The organism is Streptomyces sp. NRRL S-1022 (assembly GCF_000720135.1).
GTDB lineage: Bacteria > Actinomycetota > Actinomycetes > Streptomycetales > Streptomycetaceae > Streptomyces.
Map to the genome: position 1 here is coordinate 189,868 of NZ_JOIU01000009.1, position 21,523 is coordinate 211,390.

At 72.7% G+C, this 21,523-nt stretch carries 20 protein-coding genes; 9 read left to right on the top strand and 11 right to left on the bottom strand.

The genetic code is table 11. The features are described from left to right. The first annotated feature begins 164 nt into the window (after nt 1–164). Nucleotides 165–1,148 carry an SMP-30/gluconolactonase/LRE family protein gene (locus IG05_RS0114040; protein ID WP_030342492.1) on the top strand — a complete coding sequence of 328 codons (984 nt, stop codon included), beginning with the start codon at nt 165–167 and terminating at the stop codon, nt 1,146–1,148. Between the two features lie 71 nt (nt 1,149–1,219). Continuing rightward, nucleotides 1,220–1,969 carry an FkbM family methyltransferase gene (locus tag IG05_RS0114045; RefSeq protein WP_051789800.1) on the top strand — a complete coding sequence of 250 codons (750 nt, stop codon included), beginning with the start codon at nt 1,220–1,222 and terminating at the stop codon, nt 1,967–1,969. Here IG05_RS0114045 and IG05_RS0114050 read toward each other — a convergent pair. Beyond that, nucleotides 1,945–3,210, bottom strand: coding sequence for a nucleotide disphospho-sugar-binding domain-containing protein (locus tag IG05_RS0114050; RefSeq protein WP_030342495.1), 1,266 nt, complete (start codon nt 3,208–3,210; stop codon nt 1,945–1,947). The genes IG05_RS0114045 and IG05_RS0114050 overlap by 25 nt on opposite strands. A 222-nt stretch (nt 3,211–3,432) precedes the next feature. Here IG05_RS0114050 and IG05_RS0114055 point away from each other — a divergent pair, with 222 nt between their 5' ends. After that, on the top strand, nt 3,433–4,026 hold the full coding sequence (locus IG05_RS0114055; RefSeq protein WP_030342497.1) for a dTDP-4-dehydrorhamnose 3,5-epimerase family protein: 594 nt from the start codon (nt 3,433–3,435) through the stop codon (nt 4,024–4,026). Continuing rightward, nucleotides 4,023–4,952, top strand: a complete 930-nt coding sequence (locus tag IG05_RS0114060) for an NAD-dependent epimerase/dehydratase family protein (protein WP_030342498.1) — start codon at nt 4,023–4,025, stop codon at nt 4,950–4,952. Before IG05_RS0114055 ends, IG05_RS0114060 begins: the two co-directional genes overlap by 4 nt. A gap of 75 nt (nt 4,953–5,027) precedes the next feature. Here IG05_RS0114060 and IG05_RS0114065 read toward each other — a convergent pair whose 3' ends face one another. Together IG05_RS0114065 and IG05_RS0114070 are read right to left on the bottom strand one after the other, a co-directional pair. Continuing rightward, nucleotides 5,028–5,954, bottom strand: a complete 927-nt coding sequence (locus IG05_RS0114065; protein ID WP_030342499.1) for an MBL fold metallo-hydrolase — start codon at nt 5,952–5,954, stop codon at nt 5,028–5,030. A gap of 48 nt (nt 5,955–6,002) precedes the next feature. After that, entirely contained in the window at nt 6,003–6,827 is an 825-nt protein-coding gene (locus tag IG05_RS0114070; RefSeq protein ID WP_324605009.1) for an AfsR/SARP family transcriptional regulator, read from the bottom strand. Between the two features lie 268 nt (nt 6,828–7,095). Between IG05_RS0114070 and IG05_RS0114075 the strand changes: the two genes are divergently transcribed. After that, the gene (locus IG05_RS0114075) at nt 7,096–8,238 is read left to right on the top strand and encodes a hydrolase (protein ID WP_030342502.1); all 1,143 of its coding nucleotides are present in this window, start codon (nt 7,096–7,098) and stop codon (nt 8,236–8,238) included. 33 nt (nt 8,239–8,271) lie between these two features. Here the strand turns inward: IG05_RS0114075 and IG05_RS0114080 are convergent, their stop codons facing one another. Then, complete coding sequence (locus IG05_RS0114080) at nt 8,272–9,441, bottom strand: serine hydrolase domain-containing protein (RefSeq protein WP_030342503.1); 1,170 nt, start codon at nt 9,439–9,441, stop codon at nt 8,272–8,274. Between the two features lie 188 nt (nt 9,442–9,629). Here IG05_RS0114080 and IG05_RS0114085 point away from each other — a divergent pair, with 188 nt between their 5' ends. Then, nucleotides 9,630–10,586, top strand: a complete 957-nt coding sequence (locus IG05_RS0114085) for a Gfo/Idh/MocA family protein (RefSeq protein WP_267883308.1) — start codon at nt 9,630–9,632, stop codon at nt 10,584–10,586. Between the two features lie 110 nt (nt 10,587–10,696). Here IG05_RS0114085 and IG05_RS0114090 read toward each other — a convergent pair whose 3' ends face one another. Further along, on the bottom strand, nt 10,697–11,848 hold the full coding sequence (locus IG05_RS0114090) for a glycosyltransferase (protein ID WP_234335852.1): 1,152 nt from the start codon (nt 11,846–11,848) through the stop codon (nt 10,697–10,699). Between the two features lie 234 nt (nt 11,849–12,082). Between IG05_RS0114090 and IG05_RS0114095 the strand changes: the two genes are divergently transcribed. Then, on the top strand, nt 12,083–12,937 hold the full coding sequence (locus tag IG05_RS0114095) for an AfsR/SARP family transcriptional regulator (RefSeq protein WP_234335853.1): 855 nt from the start codon (nt 12,083–12,085) through the stop codon (nt 12,935–12,937). Between the two features lie 86 nt (nt 12,938–13,023). Here IG05_RS0114095 and IG05_RS0114100 read toward each other — a convergent pair whose 3' ends face one another. From IG05_RS0114100 to IG05_RS0114115, 4 genes are all read right to left on the bottom strand, one after another. Beyond that, nucleotides 13,024–13,284, bottom strand: a complete 261-nt coding sequence (locus IG05_RS0114100) for an acyl carrier protein (RefSeq protein ID WP_030342510.1) — start codon at nt 13,282–13,284, stop codon at nt 13,024–13,026. Nucleotides 13,285–13,325: 41 nt separating this feature from the next. Continuing rightward, entirely contained in the window at nt 13,326–14,531 is a 1,206-nt protein-coding gene (locus IG05_RS0114105; protein ID WP_030342511.1) for a ketosynthase chain-length factor, read from the bottom strand. Beyond that, on the bottom strand, nt 14,528–15,793 hold the full coding sequence (locus tag IG05_RS0114110; RefSeq protein ID WP_030342513.1) for a beta-ketoacyl-[acyl-carrier-protein] synthase family protein: 1,266 nt from the start codon (nt 15,791–15,793) through the stop codon (nt 14,528–14,530). The genes IG05_RS0114105 and IG05_RS0114110 overlap by 4 nt, the downstream gene beginning before the upstream one ends. A gap of 92 nt (nt 15,794–15,885) precedes the next feature. Then, on the bottom strand, nt 15,886–16,407 hold the full coding sequence (locus IG05_RS0114115; RefSeq protein ID WP_030342514.1) for a flavin reductase family protein: 522 nt from the start codon (nt 16,405–16,407) through the stop codon (nt 15,886–15,888). Between the two features lie 176 nt (nt 16,408–16,583). Between IG05_RS0114115 and rfbD the strand changes: the two genes are divergently transcribed. After that, nucleotides 16,584–17,483 carry a dTDP-4-dehydrorhamnose reductase gene (gene rfbD, locus IG05_RS0114120; RefSeq protein ID WP_037813723.1) on the top strand — a complete coding sequence of 300 codons (900 nt, stop codon included), beginning with the start codon at nt 16,584–16,586 and terminating at the stop codon, nt 17,481–17,483. 131 nt (nt 17,484–17,614) lie between these two features. Here the strand turns inward: rfbD and IG05_RS0114125 are convergent, their stop codons facing one another. Continuing rightward, the gene (locus IG05_RS0114125; protein WP_030342518.1) at nt 17,615–18,481 is read right to left on the bottom strand and encodes a lamin tail domain-containing protein; all 867 of its coding nucleotides are present in this window, start codon (nt 18,479–18,481) and stop codon (nt 17,615–17,617) included. A 20-nt stretch (nt 18,482–18,501) separates the two neighbouring features. Next, nucleotides 18,502–19,113 (bottom strand): hypothetical protein, encoded by a 612-nt coding sequence (locus tag IG05_RS0114130; protein ID WP_030342519.1) that lies wholly within the window; start codon nt 19,111–19,113, stop codon nt 18,502–18,504. A 540-nt stretch (nt 19,114–19,653) separates the two neighbouring features. Here IG05_RS0114130 and IG05_RS0114135 point away from each other — a divergent pair. Then, a complete protein-coding gene (locus IG05_RS0114135; RefSeq protein WP_234335854.1) occupies nt 19,654–21,474 on the top strand; it encodes a serine/threonine protein kinase in 1,821 nt (606 codons plus the stop codon). Nucleotides 21,475–21,523: the final 49 nt, after the last annotated feature.

Below are 21,523 nucleotides of genomic sequence, written 5' to 3' on the forward strand. Positions count from 1 at the left end.
CACTCTCGGCTGGTGGCAGGAGCTCGCAGTCTCCAGATGCGGCCTACACCGCCGCTTGAGCACCGCTTCAGCTTGCGAAAGGGCCGCTCAAGCGGTTCTCCGGCCCGGCCTGCGATCGTGCGGCCACCGCCCAGCGGCGGTCCATTCCAAGGAGGAGAAACGGCATGCGGAACAAGGTGCTGACCCGTCGGGGATTCCTCGGCCTGGGGGCGGCGGTGGGCGGCGCGGCGGTGCTCGGCGCCGCGGCGGGCCCGGCCTGGGCGGGCGAACCGGCGGGGCGCGAGTCCTGGCCGACCACCCTGCGGCTGCCCGACGGGCTCCATCCGGACGGCCTGGCGATCGGCAGGCTGCCCTTCGCCTACTTCGGATCGCTGCTCACCGCCGCGATCTACCGGGTCGACCTGTCCACCGGCGAGGGCGAGTTCATCAACGAGGGGCTCGGCTCGGGGCACAACGCCATCGGTCTCGCGCTGGACCACTGCGGACGGCTGTTCATCGGGGGCGGCTGGGGCCGGACCATCACCGTCATGGACGGCCGCACCGGCGAGGTGCTCACGACGTACGAGGGGCTGGGCGCCGCGAACGCCTGCGTGAACCTCGCGACGGTCACGCGGGACGCCGCCTGGTTCACCGACGGACTCAACGGCGTCCTGTTCGGGGTGCCGTTCGGTCCGGGCGGCACGCTGCCCGGACGGGACGGGATCGTCACCCTGCCGCTGACGGGGGAGTGGCGGCAGAGCGACGCCCAGTGGCAGATCACCGGGGCGGGCATCGCGGGCACCCCGGACGGGCGGGCCCTGCTGGTCGTCAACCAGTACGTCGACGGCGGCACCCTGTTCCGGGTCGACCCGCGCACCGGTGACGCCCGCCGGGTCGCCGTCGAGGGCGCGAAGTTCCCCACCACCAACGGCATCTGCGTCGACGGCCGCACGCTGTACGCGCCGTCGCAGACCGACCTCGCGGTGATCCGGCTCACCCCGGACGGCACCCGTGGCTCCCTGGTCCGCCGGGTCACCGACCCGCGCTTCGACTCGCCGAGCGCCGTCGCGCCCTACGGCGACCGGCTGTACCTGACGAACTCCCGCTTCCCGCTGCCGCCGACGCCGACCACGGCGTACACCGCGGTGGCCCTGCCACGGCACGCGTAGTCCAGGACGGAGCCCGGCCCCGGCCGGGCTCCTCCGCCCGCACCGCCACTCCCTCCGGGAAAGGGGACCACATGCCCGACGACGGCACCCGACTGATCGAACTTGCCGAGGGGTTCTCCTGCCACGCCGAGGACGAGGCCACCGCCCGCTTCGGCTACCAGGAGCTCTTCGAGGACGACACCTACCGCCTCGACCACCTGCCGCCGGCGCCCGTCGTCGTCGACGCCGGCGCGGGCATCGGGCTGTTCACCCTGCTGGTCAAGCGGCACCGCCCGCGGGCCCGGGTGCTCGCCTTCGAGCCGGTGCCCGGCAACGTGCGGCTGCTGCGGCGCAACCTGGCCCTGCACGGGGTCACGCAGGACGTCCTGGTACGGCAGTCCTGCCTGGGCGCGCGGCCGGCCGCCGCCGCGGAGTTCACCCACCTCCCGCGGCTCGCGGGGAACTCCACCCTCCGCCCGGAGCAGCTCGGCCCGCAGCGCGCGCTGATGGCGCGCCACCTGGGCGCGGACAAGGCGGCGGAGCTCTTCCAGGCCGCGCGCCTCACCGTCGAGGTGGAGACCCTGTCCGGGGTGCTCCGCCGGACCGTCCCGGACGGCCCGGTGGACCTCGTGAAGATCGACGTCGAGGGCGCGGAGCCGGACGTCCTCCACGGCATCGCCGAGGAGGACTGGTCCAGGATCGGCTCCCTGGTGGTCGAGGTGGGCGAGGAGCGGGAGGCCGTGGAACGGATCCTGCGGGAGCGCGGGCTGCGCGTGCGCAGCGCGCCCGCTCCCTACATGTGGCCCGAGCTCGGCATCTACAACGTCACCGCACGACGCTGAGGGCGGTGCTGGGCCGTCAGCGCCTCCAGCCTGCGCACCACCTCGTCCGGGCCGGGCATGGACCGGATCAGCGAGTGCAGCTGGTCGGCCCCGGCACGGAACGACGGCTCCGTGACCAGCCGCTGCACCGCCGCGCACAGCGACTCGGCGGTCAGCTCGCCCGGCTCCAGCATCAGCCCGGCGCCGCTGTCGGCGACGTACCGCGCGGTGCGGGCCTCGCCCCACATCGACAGCGGGGTGACCAGCTGCGGCACCCGGTGCGCCCCGGCCGCCGCGAAGGTTCCGCCGCCGCCGTGGTGGATCAGCGCCGAGCAGCTGGGCAGCAGGTAGTTCAGCGGCACGTACTCCACCAGCCGGACGTTGTCCGGCACCTCCTGCACGGTCGCCAGCTGCTCGGCGTGCAGCGTGGCGACCAGCTCGATGTCCAGCTCGGACAGGGCGGCGACCATGTCGGCGAAGGAGAGCCCGGCCTCCCGGAACAGCTGCCGGCCGCGGCCCCCCATGCCGAGCGACAGGCACACCCGGGGCCGCTCGGGCCGCTCGTGCACCCAGGCGGGCGGGGTCCGGTTGCCGTTGTAGGGGACCCGCCGGACCGGCTCGTACGAGAGGTCGACGGGCAGCCGGAGCGGCGCGGGCACCGGGTCGACGGACCACTGGCCGAGCAGCAGTTCCTCACGGTGGGCGAGGCCGTACGGCTCCAGCATGGGGCGCATCAGCGCGGTGACCGGGTCCTCCTCCGGGCCGGCGCCGCGCTGGGCCAGCCGCTCGCGCGACCGCGCGTTCAGCCAGCCGATGTTGTCCTGCCCCCACAGGAACCGCGCCTGCGCGGCGCCGGTCAGCGTGGCGGCGACGGCGGCCGGCACGCAGAACGGGTCCCACAGCACCAGGTCGGGCCCCCAGCTCCGGCAGAAGTCCACGAGGTCGCCGAGCATCGGCGTGAACCCGGCCAGCATCCTCGTCATGCCGGCCCACTTGCGCTCCCAGCCGTCGTCGTGGGCGGCGTCCACCGACAGGAAGTCGGTGAGCGAGTCGAGCTTCTCGAAGTTGTCGTTCCACTCCATGACCTCGGTCAGCGCCGCGCCGACCGGCACCGGGGCGAGGCCGGCCTCGGTCACCAGGTGGGCCGCACCGGGATGGATGGCGACGCGCACCTCGTGCCCGGCGTTCTGCAACGCCCAGGCCAACGGGACCAGGGGGTGCACATGCGCCGTCGCAGGGAAAGCGCAGAACAGAACACGCATGGATTCAATTTCCTCTCGCCCGACACAGTCCGGGAGGAATAACCTGCCGATCCCTTCTGGAAATCGACTGGACTGCCGGAGAGAAACCGCTCGAAAACCAATTGCGGATGACTTGAGCGCCCTCGCCGGCCCGGCTCTCCCGCTTCCGTGTGCCGACGATTCTCTGGCAGCATCGTCACGCAGTCTCCCACCATCATTCGGCCAACAGCCAAGGATTGCGTCATGCATGTGCGCGAACTCGCCGTTCCGGGAAGTTACGAATTCACGCCGGACCTCTTTCCCGACCGGCGTGGGGTGTTCGTCTCGCCGATGCAGGGGCCCCTCTTCCAGTCCCACGTCGGTCACGAATTCCAGGTGGCCCAGAGCAACATCAGCCGCTCGTCCCGCGGCGTGCTGCGCGGTATCCACTTCACCACGGCCCCGCCCGGACAGGCGAAATACGTCCACTGCGCCCACGGGCGGGCCCTCGACTTCGTCGTGGACATCCGGGTCGGCTCGCCCACGTTCGGCGCGTGGGACTGCGTCGAGCTGGACGCCGAGTCCTTCCGCGCGGTGTACCTGCCCGTCGGCGTCGGTCACACCTTCCTGGCGCTGGAGGACGACACGATGATGTCGTACCTGATGTCGACCAGTTACGTGCCGGAGCTGGAGCAGGCGATAGACCCGTTCGACCCCACGCTCGGACTTCCCTGGCCCGAGGGCATCGAATTCGTCGTCTCCGACCGGGACCGTGCCGCGATGAGCCTGACGGAGGCGCTGGAGCGGGGGTTGCTGCCCACGTACGAGGACTGCGTCGACGGGCTGGTGCGGGCGTGACCGGCACGCCCGTGCGCACCCGCGTCGCGGTGCTCGGCGGCACCGGCTCGGTGGGCCGGCAGGTCTGCGCCGCCTTCGCGGAGCAGGGCCACGAGGTGGTCGCGGTCGCCCGCAGGCCGGCGCCGCACGTGGCGCCGTACCGGTTCGTGCCGCTCGACCTGGCGGCCGCCGACGGCGGGGAACTGGCCGCGGTCCTCGCCCGCGAGGGCGTCGGCACCGTGGTCAACGCCGTCACCGGGTGGGGCGCCACCGACGAGGAGATGCACCTGCTCAACGTCCGGCCCGTCGAGCACGTCGTCGACGCGCTGCGCCGGCTGCCCGGCCGGCCGCGCCTGGTGCACATCGGCACGCTGCACGAGTACGGCCCGGTGCCCGAGGGCAGCCCGATCCACGAGGAACTGCCCCCGGCGCCGGAGAGCCGCTACGCGCGCGTGAAGCTCGCCGCCTCCCGCACGGTGCTCGACGCGACCGGGCCCGACGGCATCGACGGTGTGGTCGTCCGGCTGGCCAACACCCTGGGACCGCATCCCGCGGCCGAGACCTTCCTGGGGTCGCTCGCCCGCCGGCTGCGGGGCACCGATCCGTCCGACGGGATCGAGCTGTCGATCTCCGACGCCCGCCGGGACTACGTCGACGTACGGGACGCGGCGGAGGCGATCGTGCGCGCGGCGGTCCGGCCCGGGGTGCCGCGGCTGCTGAACATCGGCAGCGGGACCGCCGTCTCGGTCCGCTTCCTCGTGCGGGAGCTGCTGCGGGCCGCCGGTCTGCCCGCGGACGCCGTCCGGGAGACCGGCGGCACGGTGCACAGCCACGGCGGCGACTGGACCCGGGCCGACATCACCCGGGCCGGCTCCGCGCTGGACTGGCGGCCCCGGTTCACCGTGGACGAGTCCATGACGGCCCTGTGGGACAGCCTCGGCGCCTGACGGCCGGACCGGCCGGCCCGGCCGGGGGCAGCCCTCGTCCATCCGGTGAGGGCCTGCCCCCGGGGGGCGTACGGCTCAGGCGCAGCAGGTCAGCGGACCGCCGTGGTAGTCCACCATCTCGCCGAAGATCACGCCCATCTCCTTGAGCAGCACGTCGAAGTCGGGTTCCGCCTCCGGGGTGAGCTGCTCGGCGTAGGCGCGGTGCAGGTTGGCCACCAGCCGCTCGGGCTCGCCGAGGGCGGCGAACCGGCCGAGGTCGGCCTCGCGCGCCACGGCGAGCGGTGCCCGGCCCGCGGCGATGCCGTCCACGGCCAGCTGCCGCACCCAGCGCAGGTAGTCCTCGGTGACGTCGAGCAGTTCGGGTCCGCCCACCGGGCCGTGCCCCGTCACCACGGTCGTGGCGCCCAGGCCGCGCAGCCGCTCGATCACCTTCAGCGAGCCGGCGACCGAGCCCAGCGGCACGAACGGCGTGAAGCCGGACATGACGATGTCGCCGGTGAAGAGCACCTTGCGCTCGGGTATCCAGACGACGGTGTCGTTGGCGGTGTGCGCGAGCCCGAAGTGCAGCAGCTCCGCGGTCAGTTCACCGACGTGCAAGGTCAGCCGGTCCCGGTAGGTGACCGAGGGGAGCCGCACCTCGACCCCGCCCCAGGCCACGTCCGGCCACAGCTCGGTCAGGTGCAGCCCGGCCCGGTCCATCTCGTCGCGGGCGTTGACGTGGGCGATGACGGTGGCCTCCGGGAAGAGCGAGTTCCCGAAGGTGTGGTCACCGTGCGAGTGCGTGTTGACCAGGGCGAACGGTGCCGGACGGCCATCCGAGAGCACCGCGCTGCGCAGGCGCTCGGCCCGCGCCCGGGTCGCGGCGGTGTCGATCAGCGCGACGGATCCGCCGGACGCGATGACGCCCGCGTTGTTGACGCACCAGCCGCCCTCCGGCTGGACGTAGGCGAAGACACCGTCGGCCACTTCCTGCAGGACGGGTTCACTGGCTGCTGGGGACACGAAAGCCTCCTAGGCGTGGTGCGGTTCCCGGTATCGGCGACCGGACGGTCAGACCAGGTCGTATGCGGCGAGCGGCAGTTCGGGGACGTTCGACAGCACGGCCTGGTGCAGTCGTTGCAGCCGGTTGGAGGGTTCGACGCCGAGCTCGCCGATCAGGGTCTGCCGGAGGGTGCGGAAGACCTGCAGGGCCCGCCACGGCGCGCCCGAGCGCTGCAGGGCGATCATCAGCATGGCGCAGAAGTTCTCGTGCATCGGGGACTGGGCGACGAGCATCCGCAGCTCGGGAATGAGCATGGCGTGCCGTCCCAGGTGCAGGTCGGCGAGGATGCGCAGCTCCTGGGCCCGCATCCGGGCCTCCTCCATGCCCATCGCCTCCATCTCCAGCACCTGCCCGGCCGGTACGTCCATCAGGGCCGGCCCGTTCCACAGCCGGAGCGCGCGCCCGAGCAGCCGCGAGGAGGTCTCCGCGTCGCCGGCCGCGAGCATGGCGTCGCCCTCGGCGGTGAGCCGTTCGAACTCGCGCAGGTCGAAGGCGCCCGGCGCGATCGCGAGCTGGTAGCCGTTGAAGTGGGTGACCAGCAGGTCCTTCGCGTTGAGCGGGGAAGAGGCCGGGAGTGCTCCGGCGATGAGCTTGCGCAGCTGCAGGATGTACGTCTGGAGGGTCGTGGTCCCGCTGCGCGGCACCTTGTCGCCCCAGATCTCCTGCATCAGCGTCGACACCGGCACCACGCGCCCGCACCGCAGCGCGAGCAGGGTGAGCACCTGCTTGGGCTTGCCGGCGGTCGGGACCACCGAGCGGCCGCCGATCCGGACGCCGACCGGGCCCAGCACGCTGATTTCCATCGTCTGCTCGTCGAGCGCCTCAACCGGCACGCGCGCCATTACGTCCTGAATGATTTCGATCCCCCTGGTTCGGCCGCTGCGTGGGGGCAGCGGACAGATTTCCATGGCTGTTTCGGAGGAGGCTTTCCGCTCTGTCGTCTCCTCGACGTCACCGTTGTTCAGCCTCTGAAAGGCACCTTGAGGCTCACTTGAACGGCACGCCGGAGCCATCGGACAGCGCCAGCTCAAGCGGAGTTCTAGCTCGCTGCGAACAGCCCGGTGCAGCATCGGCGCTCAAGCCGAGCCCAGGAGGCCAAAGATGCCCGAACTTATTTCACCCGAAGCAGGGATGGAACGGGCCGCACATGACATCGCGGCGCTCGCGGCCCGCCACGCCGGACGAGCCGAAGAGGAATGGCAGCTGAGTCCCGACGTGGTGCGCGCGGTCACAGCGGCCGGATTCGCCCGCCACTTCGTGGCGGCGGAGCACGGCGGTACGGCGGGCACCTTCGCCGAGTTCGCCGCCGCCGTCGCCGTGATCGGCGCCGGGTGCCCGGCGACGGCGTGGTGCGCGTCCCTGGCGGCGAGCATGGCCAGAATGGCCGGCTACCTGCCGGAGGAGGGCCGCAAGCGGGTGTGGCAGGACGGGCCCGACGTCCTGATCGTCGGCGGTGTCTCCCCGGTCGGCCGGGCCCACGCGCACCAGGACGGCTGGCTGCTGACCGGCACCTGGCAGTACATCAGCGCCGCCGCCCACTCCGACTGGGCGCTGGTGTGCGGCGTCGCGGGGGCCGGTGCGCAGGGCGAGCCGCGGCTGTTCGCCCTCCCGCGCGCCGACTACCGGCTGGAGCGGACCTGGTCGGACGTCGGGATGCGGGCCACCGGGAGCGACACGCTCATCGCCGAGGACGTCTTCGTGCCCGCCGCCCTGAGCTTCCCTCTCAGCAGCCTCCTCGAAGGCGCCGCCGGCCCCGCCGCACCCGGCTGCCATCACGTCCCCCTGACGGCGGTGAACGGGCTCTTCTTCGCCCTGCCCATCCTGGGAGCCGCCGAGGGCGCGCTCGGCCTGTGGTCGTCGTACGCCGCGCAGAAGATCCGCTCCTGGTCCCCGCGGCAGCCCGGGCCGTCCCGCGGCTTCTACGAGGAGACCCTCGCCCGCACCTCCGGCACGATCGACGCGGCCCGCTCGCTGCTGGAACGGGCCGCCCGCGTCGCCGACCTGGGCGCACGGGCCACCCCCCTGGAGCGGGCCCGCAACCAGCGGGACTCCGCTCTCGCGGCGGACATGCTGGTGAGCGCGGTCAACCAGCTGTTCCGGGCCTCGGGCACCGCCGGGCACAGCGTGCACCACCCGTTGCAGCGGCTGTGGCGCGACGCCAACTCCGCCGCGGGCCACGTGGTGCTGCAACCGGGGCCGGCCGCGGCGTCGTACGCCGTCAGCGCCCTGGGGCTCGACGGCTGACGCCGCCGGCGGCGGGCGGCCCCGGCCCCGCGGCTACCGCATCGTCCCGATGCTCCGGTAGACGGACTCGATGAGCCGGCGGGGCCGGTCGTCCAGCGTGCCCATCACCGGCGAGCCGGCGTTCTGCATGTAACCGAAGGCCAGGTCGTGCTCGGGGTCGGCGAACAGGTAGGAGCCGTTGGCGGCGCTCAGCCCGAAGGCGGTGGTCAGACCGGCCGAGGCCGGGAAGACCGCGTGGTCGGGCAGCTGCACGCCCAGACCCCAGTTGCAGTCGGTCTGCGTCACCAGGCAGTGGCCCTTGGAGTGCATGCGCGTCATCTCGGCGAGCAGCGCCGGGCTCAGCAGACGCGTCCCGTCGACCTCGCCGATCAGCGCGGCCATGAAGCGGGCCAGCGACCGCGCGCTCGCCCGGCCGCCGTAGGAGGGGTCCTCCCAGGCCGGGTCGAGTGCCGTCACGTCCAGGGCCAGACTGCCCATCATCGCCCGGTAGGTCAGCGTGCCCGGGTCGAGGAAGGCGGCCAGCTCGCGGTCCTCGCCGGCGAAGAGCGCCTCGGCCTTGGAGGTGAACATGGTCGCCAGGTGGACGGACCCGGCGTCCGGCACCCCGATGTGGCAGTCCAGGCCCAGCGGTCCGGCGATCTCCTCGGCGAAGTACCTGCCGACGGTGCGCCCGGTGCGCCGCCGCAGCAGCTCGCTGACCAGGTAGCCGAAGGTGATCCCGTGGTACCCGTGCGCGGTGTCCGGCTCCCACTCCGGCCGGGCCTCGGCGAGCGCCTCGGCGATCGGCAGATGGGTGCGCATGCCTTCGTTGGTGATCGGCGCGTGGTCCAGGCACACCACACCGGAGCGGTGGGCCAGCACCATCCGCAGGGTGATCCCCGCCTTGCCGTGGGCCGCGAACTCCGGCCAGTACCGGGCGATCGGGGTGTCGAGGTCCAGCAGCCCCTGGTCCACCAGCCGCAACGCCGCCACGGCGACCAGCGCCTTGGTCGGCGAGGCCAGCAACCCCAGCGTGCCGGGACGCCAGGGGTCCACCCGGTCCTCGTCCGCGAACCCGCCCCACAGATCGACCACCGGCTCGCCCCGGTGATAGACGCACACCCCGGCGCCCACCTCCGCACCCGCGGCGAAGTTCGCCTCGAACGCCTCGGCGACCCCGGCGAAGCCGTCCGCCGCCCAGCCACCTCGCGGAGACCCGCTCATCGTGTCCCACCTCCGTATCCACGCCTGATCGCCTACGACAGTCGCTGCCCGCGCTCGTGGTTCGCTCGACTCTCGGCAACGCGGCGCTCGGGCGGGAGCGGCTTCCGCCGTCCTTCGAGCGGGCGTCGAGGGGCTGCCGCGAAGGTGGCGGGGCCACACCAGCCCCCAACCACGGAGGACGCCAGGTGCTGAGAGTCGGAGTCATGGGCTGCGCCGAGATCGCGCGGCGCCGCATGCTGCCCGCCATGCGGGCGCATCCGCTCATCGAGGTCGCGGCGGTCGCCAGCCGGGACGCCGCCAAGGCGGCGGAGACGGCCGGCCTCTTCGGCTGCCGGCCGGTCGTCGGGTACGACGCGCTGCTCGCGGACGACACCGTCCAGGCCGTGTACGTCCCGCTGCCCGCGGCGCTGCACGCCCCTTGGGTCGAGGCGGCGCTGGAGGCGGGCAAGCACGTGCTCGCCGAGAAGCCGCTCACCACGGATCCGGCCCGCACCCGCGAGCTGCTCGACCGGGCCCGTGCCCGGTCCCTGGTGCTGATGGAGAACGTCATGTTCGTCCACCACGGCCGGCACGAGGTGGTCCGGCGGCTGGTGGCGGACGGCGCGATCGGCGAACTGCGCTCGCTGCACGCGACGTTCACGATTCCGCGGCTGCCCGAGGACGACATCCGCCACCAGCCCGAACTGGGCGGCGGCAGCCTCTTCGACGTCGGCGTCTATCCGGTCCGCGCGGCCGTGCACCTGCTGCCGGGGCCGCTGGAGGTCCGGGGCGCCGTCCTCGAACGCCGTCCCGGCCGCCGGGTCGACATCGCCGGTGCCGCGCTGCTGCGGTCGCCCGACGGGACCGTCGCGCATCTCACCTTCGGCATGGAGGACGCCTACCGGTCCCGGTACGAGCTGTCGGGCAGCACCGGCCGGATCCTCGTCGACCGCGCCTTCACCCCGCCCGCGGACCACGCGCCGCAGATCGTCGTCGAGACCCGGGACGGCCTCCGCACGCGCACGCTGCCGCCGGAGGACCAGGTCGCCAACACGCTCGACGCGTTCGTCACGGCGGTACGCACCGGCCACCTGTCACCGGCCGGCTGCCTGGCCCAGGCCGACCTCCTCGCCGCCATCCGCCGAGCGGCGGACCGGCCCGGCTGACCGGCCCGTTCGCCGGCATCCGCCGGGCGGCGACCCTGACAGACTCCTCGCCGGTCTCCTCGCCGGCCTCCGGCATCCGGCGGCCGGCGAGGTCGTCCCGCTGACGGGGGTCAGGCCGTTGCCAGGTCCTCGACCGAGGTGAGGATCTCGGCGGGTCCGGGCAGGGCGGCCATCCGAGAGGCCAGCTCGCGGGACCGTTCGGTGTACGACGGGTGGGACACCAGCCGGTGGCAGGCGGCGGCGACGGCTTCCGGGGTGTCCTGCCCGGGCAGCAGGGTGACGGCCGCGCCGAACGCCGACAGCCGCTCGGAATGCGGTACCAGCTTGGGCATGTTGGGCACCACCAGCTGCGGCACCCCGGCCTGCATCGCCGTCAGGGCCGTCTGGCCCCCGCCCGCGTGCACCAGCGCACGGCAGGTGCGCAGCACGGTGGCCAGCGGCAGCCAGCCCGCCCGCACCTCGGGCCGCCGGGCGGTCAGGGCCGCCGCGACGTCGTCCGGCGCGGCGATGACCACCTCCGCCCGGGCGTCGGTCCTCGCCACCTCGGCCACCAGCCGGTCCAGGTGGTCGACATCCTGCTCACCGCTGACCCGGCTGCCCGCCGTGACACAGATCCGGGGCCGGTCGGCGGCGGTGTACATCCACGGCTCCAGCCGGCGCTGCCGGCCCGTGGGCACGAAGCGCATCACCGCCCCGGCCGGCGCGTCCGGTGCGAGCACGCTCGGCGGGCAGATGTGTATCCACAGCTGTGGATCGGGCAGGCCGGTCAGACCGAGCCGGGCCAGCTCCGGAGCGAGTTCCTCGGCGGCGCCGTGGTCCATCTCCGCCGGCTCGCCCATGTCCCAGGCGTGCCGGACGTACGGCACCCCCAGCTCCACGGCGAGCAGCGCCGCGGCGAAGGAGAGGGTGCCGCCGACGACGACGTCCGGACGCCAGTCCCGGCTGAGCGCGCGCAGGGCCGGCAGGCTGCCGGCCGCCAGCCGTCCGAAGCCGTGGCCGCCGAAGCGCAGCCGGGTCGCGGTGTCCGCCGGCAGTTCGAGCGGGGTCCCGTCCCGGGTCTCGAACATGTAGGCGCGCATGGTCCGGTGCGTGGCCGCCACCCCGGGCAGCCCCGCCTCCAGGACCACCGGCACCATGTCCTCGGTGGCGGCCACGACCACGTCGTGACCGGCGTTGCGCGCGGCCGTCGCGAGCGGGGCGAGCGCGAACACCGTGGCCGGGCTGCCGGCGGCCACGAAGAGCATCCTCAACGAACGTGCCATGCCGGAACGGCTCCTTCCGTCCTAGTCCATGCGGTCCGGCACAGCCTGTGCGAGAGCGCCTGAACAACGGTGTATCCGCGATGGAGTGCGCCCGGATCTTTGCTGGTGGACACGTCCGAGCGGCCAGCCTATGATCAAAAGACCCGCGGATATGTGCGCATTACAACAAATTGTGCGCAGGTAGCCGCGGAAGTACTACGGGGGTAGAGAACCATCACGCACCACGGCGCAGTCATGACTGCCGCAAATCACCGCATCAGGACCATGGAGCTCGGCCTGCTCGGGCCCATGACCGTGACCGTCAACGGCACCTCGATCGTTCCGACCGCGAGAAAGCCCAGACAGCTGCTGGCACTGCTCGCCGTCCGCTGTGGCCGGGTCACCCCGGTCCCGACCCTGGTCGACGAGGTCTGGGGCACCGACATCCCGCGCAGCAGCGCTTGCACATTGCAGACATACATCCTCCAGCTGCGGCGGCTGGTCACCCTGTCGCTGGACACCGACTCCCACCGGGACGCCAAGGACTTCATCGTCACCCACTTCAACGGCTATCAGCTGATGGCCGACCCGACCTACTCGGATCTTCGCGAGTTCGAACGACTCTCGGCCGAGGGCGACGCCGCGCTGGCGGCGGGTGACGCCACCCGCGCGTCCTGCCTCCTCGGCCGCGCGCTGGCCCTGTGGCGGGGCCCCGCCCTGATGGACGTACCGGCCGGACAGGTGCTCCACGCCGAGATCATCGGCCTGGAGGAGAGCCGGATGCGGGTGCTCGAACGCCGCATCGTCGCCGACCTCATGCTGGGCAGGCACGCCACGCTCGTTCCCGAGCTGCAGATGCTGGTCGCCCAGAACCCGTTCCACGAGAACCTGTGCGCCATGCTCATGGTCGCCCTGCACCGTTCCGGGACCACCTGGCGGGCACTCGCCGCCTTCCGGGACCTGCGGGACGCCCTGGTGCGGGAGTTGGGGGTCGAGCCCTCGCACCGGCTGCAGAGACTGCACCAGGAGGTGCTGGAGAACGCCTCCGCCCTCTGCCTGGGCGACTTCGGCCTCACGCCGGACACCGGGTACGCCCCCCTGGCGGGCTGACGTACCGCCTGGCATTGCTCGGCCGAGGCCGGCGGCCCCCGGACACCCGGGAGGACCGCCGGCCTCGGCCGTCGTACGTCCGGGCGTCAGCCGGCGTTCGCGACCGCGCCGTTGGCGCGGTCGAGCAGCGCCCGCGGAGTGTCGGTGGCGAACAGCTCGTCGTCGGGGATCTCGATGCCGAACTCCCGCTGCAGGACGGCCGCCGTCTCCATCAGGGCCAGCGAGTCGTAGCCCAGCTCCTCGAAGGTCAGGTCCAGGATCTCCCGGTCCGCCCGGCCGGCGTCGTCGATGCCGGCGCACCGCACCAGGATGTCGCGCAGTTCGTCCGTCGTGATGGGCTTGCTCATGGTGGTTCCTCGTTCCGTGAGTCGTAGGGGTGCCAGGTCGCTCAGTCGCCCAGGGCGCTGACGACGATCGCCGTGTTGAAGCCCCACTTGCCGCGGGCGAGCACGAGGGCGTGGGACACGGGCCGGTAGCGCGGCTCGCCGCGGACCAGGTCCAGCCGGTAGTCGCCGGGGACCTCGTCGACGTGGGCGGTCGCGGGGATCACGCCGTCGCGGACGGACAGCAGCGCGGTGACCACGTCCAGCGGCCCGCCACCGGAGTAGAGGCGGCCGGTCAGCGCCTTCGGGGCGGTCACCGGAACACCGGACGGCCCGAAGACCGCGCAGATCGCCTCCGCCTCCTGCCGGTCCAGCTCGCCGACCCCGGCCGCGTCGGCGAAGACCACGTCCACCTCGCCGGCGGACAGACCGGCGTCCCGCAGCGCCAGCTCGATCGCCCGGCGCAGGGCCGGCGGACGCGGCGAGCCGGGAGCCGGGTCGAAGGTGGCGGCGTACCCGGTGATCGCGCCGTACACCTGGCCGGCGCCCCGGCGGCGGGCCGCCGCCAGGTCCTCCATGACCAGCAGGGCGCCGCCCTCGCCCGGGATGCAGCCGTCGGCCCGCACGTCGAAGGGCCGGTAGGCGGTGGCACTCACCCGGCCGCCGGCGAGCTGGGAGGCCCAGCCCCACGGGTCGAGGGCGGAGTCCACACCGCCGGTGACGACCAGGCCCGTGCCCTGGCGGACGGCCCGCCGGGCGTGGCCGATCGCGTCCAGACCGCCCGCCTGCTCGGCGACCAGCGCCTTGTTGGGGCCGCGCATACCGTGCCGGATCGAGATCTGGCCGGTGTTGACCGCGTAGAACCAGGCGAACGACTCGTAGACGCTCACGTGCTCCGGCCCCTTGGACCACAGCTTCGCCAGCTCCCGGTGGGTGAACTCGAACCCGCCCAGCGCGTTGGAGGTCACCACCGACATGTCGTAGTCGACCAGCTCGGACGGCTGCACCGCGGCGTCGGCGAGCGCCCAGTCGGCGGCGGCCAGCGCGTACCGCGTGGAGATGTCGGTCTGCGGCAGCAGCCGCGCCGGGATGTGCTCCTCGGAGTCGAAGTCCAGCACCTCACCGGCTCGCCGGGCCGCGTAGGGCGTGGCGTCGAACCGGGTGATCTCCGCGATCCCGTCGCGGCCGTCCAGTGTGGCCTTCCAGTAGTCCTCGGTGCCGACCCCGTTGGGGGCCACCACACCGAGTCCCGTCACGACAGCGGTGGTCATCGGGTCCCTCCCGGCCGGTTCAGCACGACTGCGCTCTGGAATCCACCGAAGCCGCTGCCCACGCTCAGCACGGTGTCCACCGTCTTCTCCCGCGCGGTGACCGGCACGTAGTCCAGGTCGCACTGCGGGTCGGCCTCGTGCAGGTTGGCGGTCGGCGGCACGACGCCGTTCTTCATCGCCAGCAGACAGGCGGCGAGTTCGATGGAGCCGATCGCGCCCAGCGAGTGACCGACCATCGACTTGATCGAGCTGACCGGGGTCTCGTACGCGTGGTGCCCGAGGCTGCGCTTCAGCGCGGCCGTCTCGTGCCAGTCGTTCTGCTTGGTGCCCGAGCCGTGCGCGTTGACGTAGTCGAGGTCCTCGGCGTTCGTGCCCGCCTCGGCCAGCGCGGCGCCTATCGCCTCGGCCATCTCCCGGCCGTCCTTCTTCAGGCCGGTCATGTGGTACGCGTTGCCGCGGGTGGCGTAGCCGCCCACCTCGGCGTAGATGGGGGCTCCCCGCTCCAGCGCGTGGTCCAGGGTCTCCAGCACGAACATGGCCGAGCCCTCGGCCAGGACGAACCCGTTGCGGGAGGCGTCGAAGGGACGCGAGGCGTGCGCCGGGTCGTCGTTGTACGTGGTCGTGGCCTTGATCGCGTCGAAGCAGGCGACGACGATCGGGGTGACCGGGGTGTCGGTGGCGCCCGCCAGCATGATGTCCGCCGTGCCCTCCCGGATCACCTGCACGGCGTTGCCGATCGCGTCGAGCCCGGAGGTGCAGCCGTTGGACACCATCGTCACGGGACCCTCGGCCCCGATCCGCCACGCCAGTTCGGCCGGCATGATCCCCGGGGTGAGGTAGTCGAACATGTGCGGGGACAGGTACTCGGGGCTCACCGCCCAGTGCCGCCCCGCGTCGGAGAGCACCTGGTACTCGACGTCCAGGCTGGTGGAGGCGGCCACCGCGCTGCCCAGGCTGACACCGACCCGGTACGGATCCAGACGCTCCACCTCCAGGCCGCTGTCCGCGATCGCGTCGCCGGCGCACACGGCGGCGAACTGCGCGGACCGGTCCATGCGACGGATCTCTCTGGCGCTCAACCCCTCGGCGACGGGATCGAAGTCGCACTCGCCGGCCACCTGGGACCGGTAGGGCGAGGGGTCGAAGAAGCTGATCCGGCGGGTCGCGGTACGACCCGCGCTCAGCAGGTCCCAGAACTCCTCGGTTCCGGACGCCCCCGGTGCGCGGACCCCCATTCCGGTGATCACGACGCGTCTGGACATATGACAGTTCCTTCCTGGAAGTTGGGAGGAATGCTCGCGGCTGTCGCTTGAGAACAGCTCGACTTCTGGCCTCGGACGGAAAGCGCCACGGGTCACACCGGACTTTTCCCGGCGCTTTCCTCCGCGGGCAGAGAACGAAAGGCGCGACCGCAGTAGACCAGCGGCCGGCCGGAAAACACCTCGGAGCGCCGGACCAGCCCCACCAGGATCACGTGGTCGCCGCCGTCGAACCGGTCGACCAGCTCGCACTCCATGCGGGCGAGCACGCCGTCCAGGAGCGGCACCCGGTCCAGCCCCGGCGTGGACGCCACACCCGCGTACTTGTCCACGCCCTTCGTGGCGAACCGTTCGGCCAGTCCTGCCTGGTCCTCGCGGAGCAGGTGCACGGCCATCGCCCCGGCGCGGTCGAACGCGGGGTGGCAGTCGGCACTCCGGTCGAGGCACACCAGCACCAGCGGCGGACGCGCCGAGAGCGACGAAAAGGCCGTCGCGGTGAATCCCCGCCGCACCCCGTCGCCGTCCACGGTGGTCACCACGGCGACACCGCTCGGCCAGTGCGCCAGACAGTCGCGCAGTGCCGCCGAGCCGTCCTCGGCACACTCGGTGGTCGTCATTGAATTCTGGTTCACCCCCCATGGAAATGGCCTTCGCCGACACCGTTTCAACGGCATCTCACTCATGGCTTGAATCCCGCTCGAATCACCGGATCCGAGCCGCGTCGGCCGGTGTGTCCAGCGGAATTCGAACCCCGCTCGAACCCCGCTCCAGCCGTATGCCGGAGTGTGGCCCCATGAGGGAGATACGTTGGCTGGTCACGGGCGCCGGCGGGATGCTCGGCCGGGACGTGTGCTCGGTGCTGGAGCAGTCCGGCGAGGACGTCACCGCAGTCACCCGGGCCGGTCTCGACATCACGGACCCGGCCGCCGTACGCCAGGCGGTCGGCGGCCACGACGTGGTGGTGAACTGCGCGGCCTGGACGGACGTGGACGGCGCGGAGACGGCCGAGGACCGGGCGACCGCCGTCAACGGCACCGGCGTCCGCCACCTCGCCGCCGCCTGCGCCGGAACAGGGGCCCGGCTGCTCCACGTCTCCACCGACTACGTCCTGCCGGGGGACGCCACCGAGCCGTACCCGGAGTCGGCACCGACCGGCCCGGTCAACGCCTACGGCCGCTCGAAGCTGGCCGGCGAGCGGGCCGTCGCCGAGCTGCTGCCGGAACACGGCTACACCGTCCGCACGGCCTGGCTGTACGGCGAACACGGCCCCAACTTCGTGTCCACGATGCTCCGGCTCGCCGCCCGGCGGGACACCCTGGACGTCGTCGACGACCAGCGGGGCCAGCCCACCTGGTCGTACGCCCTGGCCCGCAAACTGGTGGAACTGGGCCGAGCCGCCCACGCCGGCCGGGCCCCGGCCGGCGTCTACCACGGCACCTCCGGCGGCAGCACCAGCTGGTGCGGCCTGGCCCGGGAGACCTACCGCCTGACCGGCCTCGACCCGGCCCGCATCAGCCCGATCCCCTCCTCGGCCTTCCCGTCCCCCGCCCGCCGCCCCACGTACAGCGTCCTGGCCCACGGCAACTGGTCGAAGGCCGGCCTGACTCCCCTGGCCGACTGGCAGCAGTCCCTCTCCGAAGCCCTGCGCCGCCCGCCCTTCCGGAGCCTCGTCCCACCGCGGACGTCACCCTGAGACAGGCGCTCAGGGCGCGGGCGGGCCCTTCTCATGGTGCTGGTCACCCCACGGGGCCGGCACCGGAACCGGCGCCGACAGGTGAGGCGCGCTTCCGCCTCACCTGTCGGCGAGCGGCCGGCGGGTCCGGCTCAGGGCGTTCCGGTGTTGCCGAACCCCTTGTCCAAATAGGGGGACTGGTCGACGACGAACCCGTCGTCCGCGACCAGGCGGGCGATACCGCCCTTGTCCCGCCAGACCTCGCCGGCGGAACCGAAGGAGAAGCCGCCGTACTCCGGGTGGCTCTCGTTGGTGTAGACGCGGTAGCGCTGGCCGGGCTGGACGACCGTCCCCGGGGGGAAGGGGAACGAGTGTCCGGTGGGCTTGGCCTCCACCTTCCAGCCGGTCAGGTCCTGGGGTCCGCCGCCCCTGTTGAGGATCTCGACGTATTCGTCCGCCTGGCCGGCGCCCGTGCCCTGGTAGCGCAGGCCGGAGATGATCACGTCGGGCTCTTCGAGCGTGAACATGCACACCACGTCGGCGAAGTTGATGCCGCCCTCCGGGCTGCGGAACCGCCGGACGATCTGGCCGTTGCGCTTGAACCCGCTCAGCACCGCCCGGTACTGCTTGCCGTCGATCGTGACGGGCCGGGGGTGGATGAAGGTCTGCAGATCGACCAGGTCGTCGTCCGCCGGACTGGTACCCGTGCTGTTGGGCGTCTCGTGATGGTGGAAACTGAAGTCGAGGTCGGTCGTGCTGCCGTCCTCGAACATGACGTTGACGGTCAGCTGGACGTCGAACTGGCTCGGGCTGACGTTGGTGGGCTTGTTGCGGTGCACGAAGGTGCCGACGACGAACTCGGTGCCGTCGAGCTGGACGTCCGCTGCCTCGCCGCGGAACTGGTACCCGCTCTGGCTGCCGGGGCTGCCCCACTGGATGTAATCGGTGCCCACGCCGTTGACCGGTGAGATGGCGGGGCTGGTGGAGGAGAACACGCCGGAGGTGACGACGGTGGTCATGATGTCTGGCTCCCGCTCTCTCAGTCCTCGTCCTCGATGACCTCGGCCTTGAGCTTGGCCGGAGGTGCGGTGCCGACCCGGGCGACGCCGTCGGTGCGGCGGCCGGCCCCGGCACCGTCGACGGCTTCGAGGCCGCACGTGTAGACGATGCAGTCCTTGTCGTCGCTGCCGGTGTTCAGGTGCACGTGGTAGGTGAAGGTCAGGGTGCGTCCGTCGTCGCCGACCGTGGCATGGACCGGGGGCAGGCCGCCGCCCGTGGTCTGGTCGATGCGCTTGTACTGTGCGCCCACCGTGCCGTTCCAGCGGAATCCGGTGGGGGCGGTGAAGACGTGCTCGCGTTCGCCGGCGTCGACCGTCTCGCTCCAGTTCGGCGTGCGGACGCAGATGTTGATGGTCGTACCGAGACCCCCGGGAGCGTCCTCGACCCCGCCCTCCTGCCACACCACGAGGTCGAGTTTCTGGGCACGGCCCTGCTCGTAGCCCCAGTCGTAGCCGTTCGCGTACTGGTCCTGCTCGCCGCGTGTGCCGTCGCGCGGCGGGTCGGCGTAGGGCTTTCCGGCGAGCGCGTCGGCGCGCCCCTGTTCCTCCCCCCGCTTGTAGGCTTCCTTCTTGGTCTGGACGTCGGTGCTCATCTCCGGTTCCTCCTGGGGCTGTGATCGAAGCGTGCGACGGAAAGAGAGCGTCCTGGTGCGGGGCGCCCGGGCCCGCGGGAGGCGGCCACGGCTCGGCACCGCACGCCGCGCGTCCGGCGAACGCGGTCGTTCATGAGGGTCGCGTCCGGAACACGGAACGCAGGCCGCCGCCCGTGGCTTCGAGCGGGGCGTTCGCGTGGGCATCGCAGCACGCACCGGACTTTCATCCGGGTCCATCGTTAGCCCGGACTCACGGGTGGTATGCCGTCGTTCGCCCGTTTGGAATGCCGAATCGATCCTGCGTCACTTGTTCGAGTGCAGTTGGGGCGGGAAGCAGCGCAGGGGCGCGGAGGGGGGCGCATCGCCCCGTGTCCTGCCGAATCGTCGGCGTCCGCCGCCTTCCTCCCGTACGGATCCCGCCGCCCGTTCCTCCCGGGCTTCTACCCCGTGCGGGTGGCGGGCGCGGTGGCTGCTCCTGCGGTGCCCGCCGGGCCGGTATGCAGGGGAAGGACCGACGAGGGCGTGGAAGGAGACGGAGATGTGGAAGACGAGCCCGTGGACGTGGAGGGTGCCGGGCGCCATCGGGGCCCGGCCGCGCTCCTGCCGGGCGGTGGCGGCGTGACGGCCGGATCCGCGGCGCGGCGGCGCACGCCGGAGACGCCGGCGACAGCGGCGACACCGGAGGCGCGGGAGGCCCCGGAGACGCCGGACGGAGCCGGTCTGCCGAGCACCGTGGCCGGCAATGGCACGGCCGGGTTCTCCGGCGACGGCGAGCCCGCGCCGGACGGACAGCTGGCGTTTCCCGCGGACGTGGCCGTGGCCGTGGGAGGCGGCGCGGTCTTCGTCGCCGACCACGCCAACCACCGGGTCCGCCGGATCGACGGCACCGGCACCCTGACGACGATCGCGGGGGACGGACTGCGGGGTTTCGCCGGGGACGGCGCCGACGCGGTACGCGCCCGCCTCGGCTTCCCGTCCGCGCTCGCGGTCGCCCCGGACGGAGCCGTGTTCGTCGCCGACGAGATGAACCACCGCGTCCGCCGGATCGATCCCTCGGGTGTCATCGGCACCGTCGCGGGAGACGGCTCGCGCGGCGGAGGCGAGGACGGCGGCGACGGTGACGGTGACGGCGGCCCGGCCGGCCGCGCGCGGCTGGACGCCCCGTGCGCCCTGGCCGTCGACGGCGCCGGATCGCTGTACGTCGGGGAAGCGGGGACTCCCCGCGTGCGCAGGATCGACGGCGACGGTGTCATCAGCACGGTCGTCGCCGCCTCCGGGAGGCCGGGTGGTTCCGCTGCGGCCGACGCGGGCGAGGTGTTCCTTCCCGCCGGCCTGGCGGTCGACGCGGCGGGCCGGCTGCACATCGCGGACCCGGAGGGCCGGCGGGTACTGCTGCTCGAACCGGACGGAACGCTTCGGGTACTGGCGGGACCACCGGACGGGGACGCCGGCGCCCAGGCGGTCGACTGGGGCGCACCGTGCGCGGTGGCCGTCGACGGTGAAGGCACCCTCTACGTGGCCGACCAGACCGGACACCGCGTGTGGCGGCTGGCCGACGGAGCGGCCCGCGTCATCGCGGGGCAACCGGATCCGGCCGCCGGCGAGGCCACCGCGTCCGACGGCACGCCCGGTGCCGTCGTCCACGCCGCGCTGCGCTACCCGTGCGGCCTCGCCCTGGACCCGGCCGGGCGCCTGCTCGTGGCGGACAACTTCCACCACCGGATCGCGGCCGTGCCCCTCACCCCCGTGTCCTCCGAGACCACCGAGCCGGTACGGGAGGAGAAGCCGGAGCCGGAGCCGGAGCGAGAGCGTGAACCGGAGCGGAAAGCCGAACCCGAACCGGAGCCGAACCCGAAACCGGAACCGGAACCGGAACCGAAACCGAAACCGGAACCGAAACCGGAACCCGAACCGGACAGGAGAACCGACGACGTGCCCGCCCGGCTGCTGGTCCGGCAGGAGGTCGGCCTGGAGGTCCAGCGCGGGCAGAGCGAGCTGATCCACGTACGGGTCTCCTCCACCGACCCCTGGGCCCCGGGGCGGGTGGAGCACCACTTCACGGCTCCGACGGGTTTCGTCTTCGACGGCCGGGTGACCTGCGCGTACTACCGCGCGGATCGCACGGTCCTCCCGGGCGGCGGCCCGACGGGGACGGTCGGGGACGACGGCCGGTCGCTGACCGTCACGGACGAGCCACGCCTGAACACCCCCGGCCACCCGGCGGCTGCCCTGGTCTACACGCTCGGCGTCCGCGCCCTGAGCGACGCCGAGCCGGGCCGGTACACCGACGGCCGGGCGGTGATCGCGGGCCAGCCGGAAGTGCGCCTGAAGGCGAGCGTCCTCGGGGACGACGAGGACTGAGAGATCCGGAGCCGTCCATGGCGAACCACCCACCATGGGCGGCTCTTTG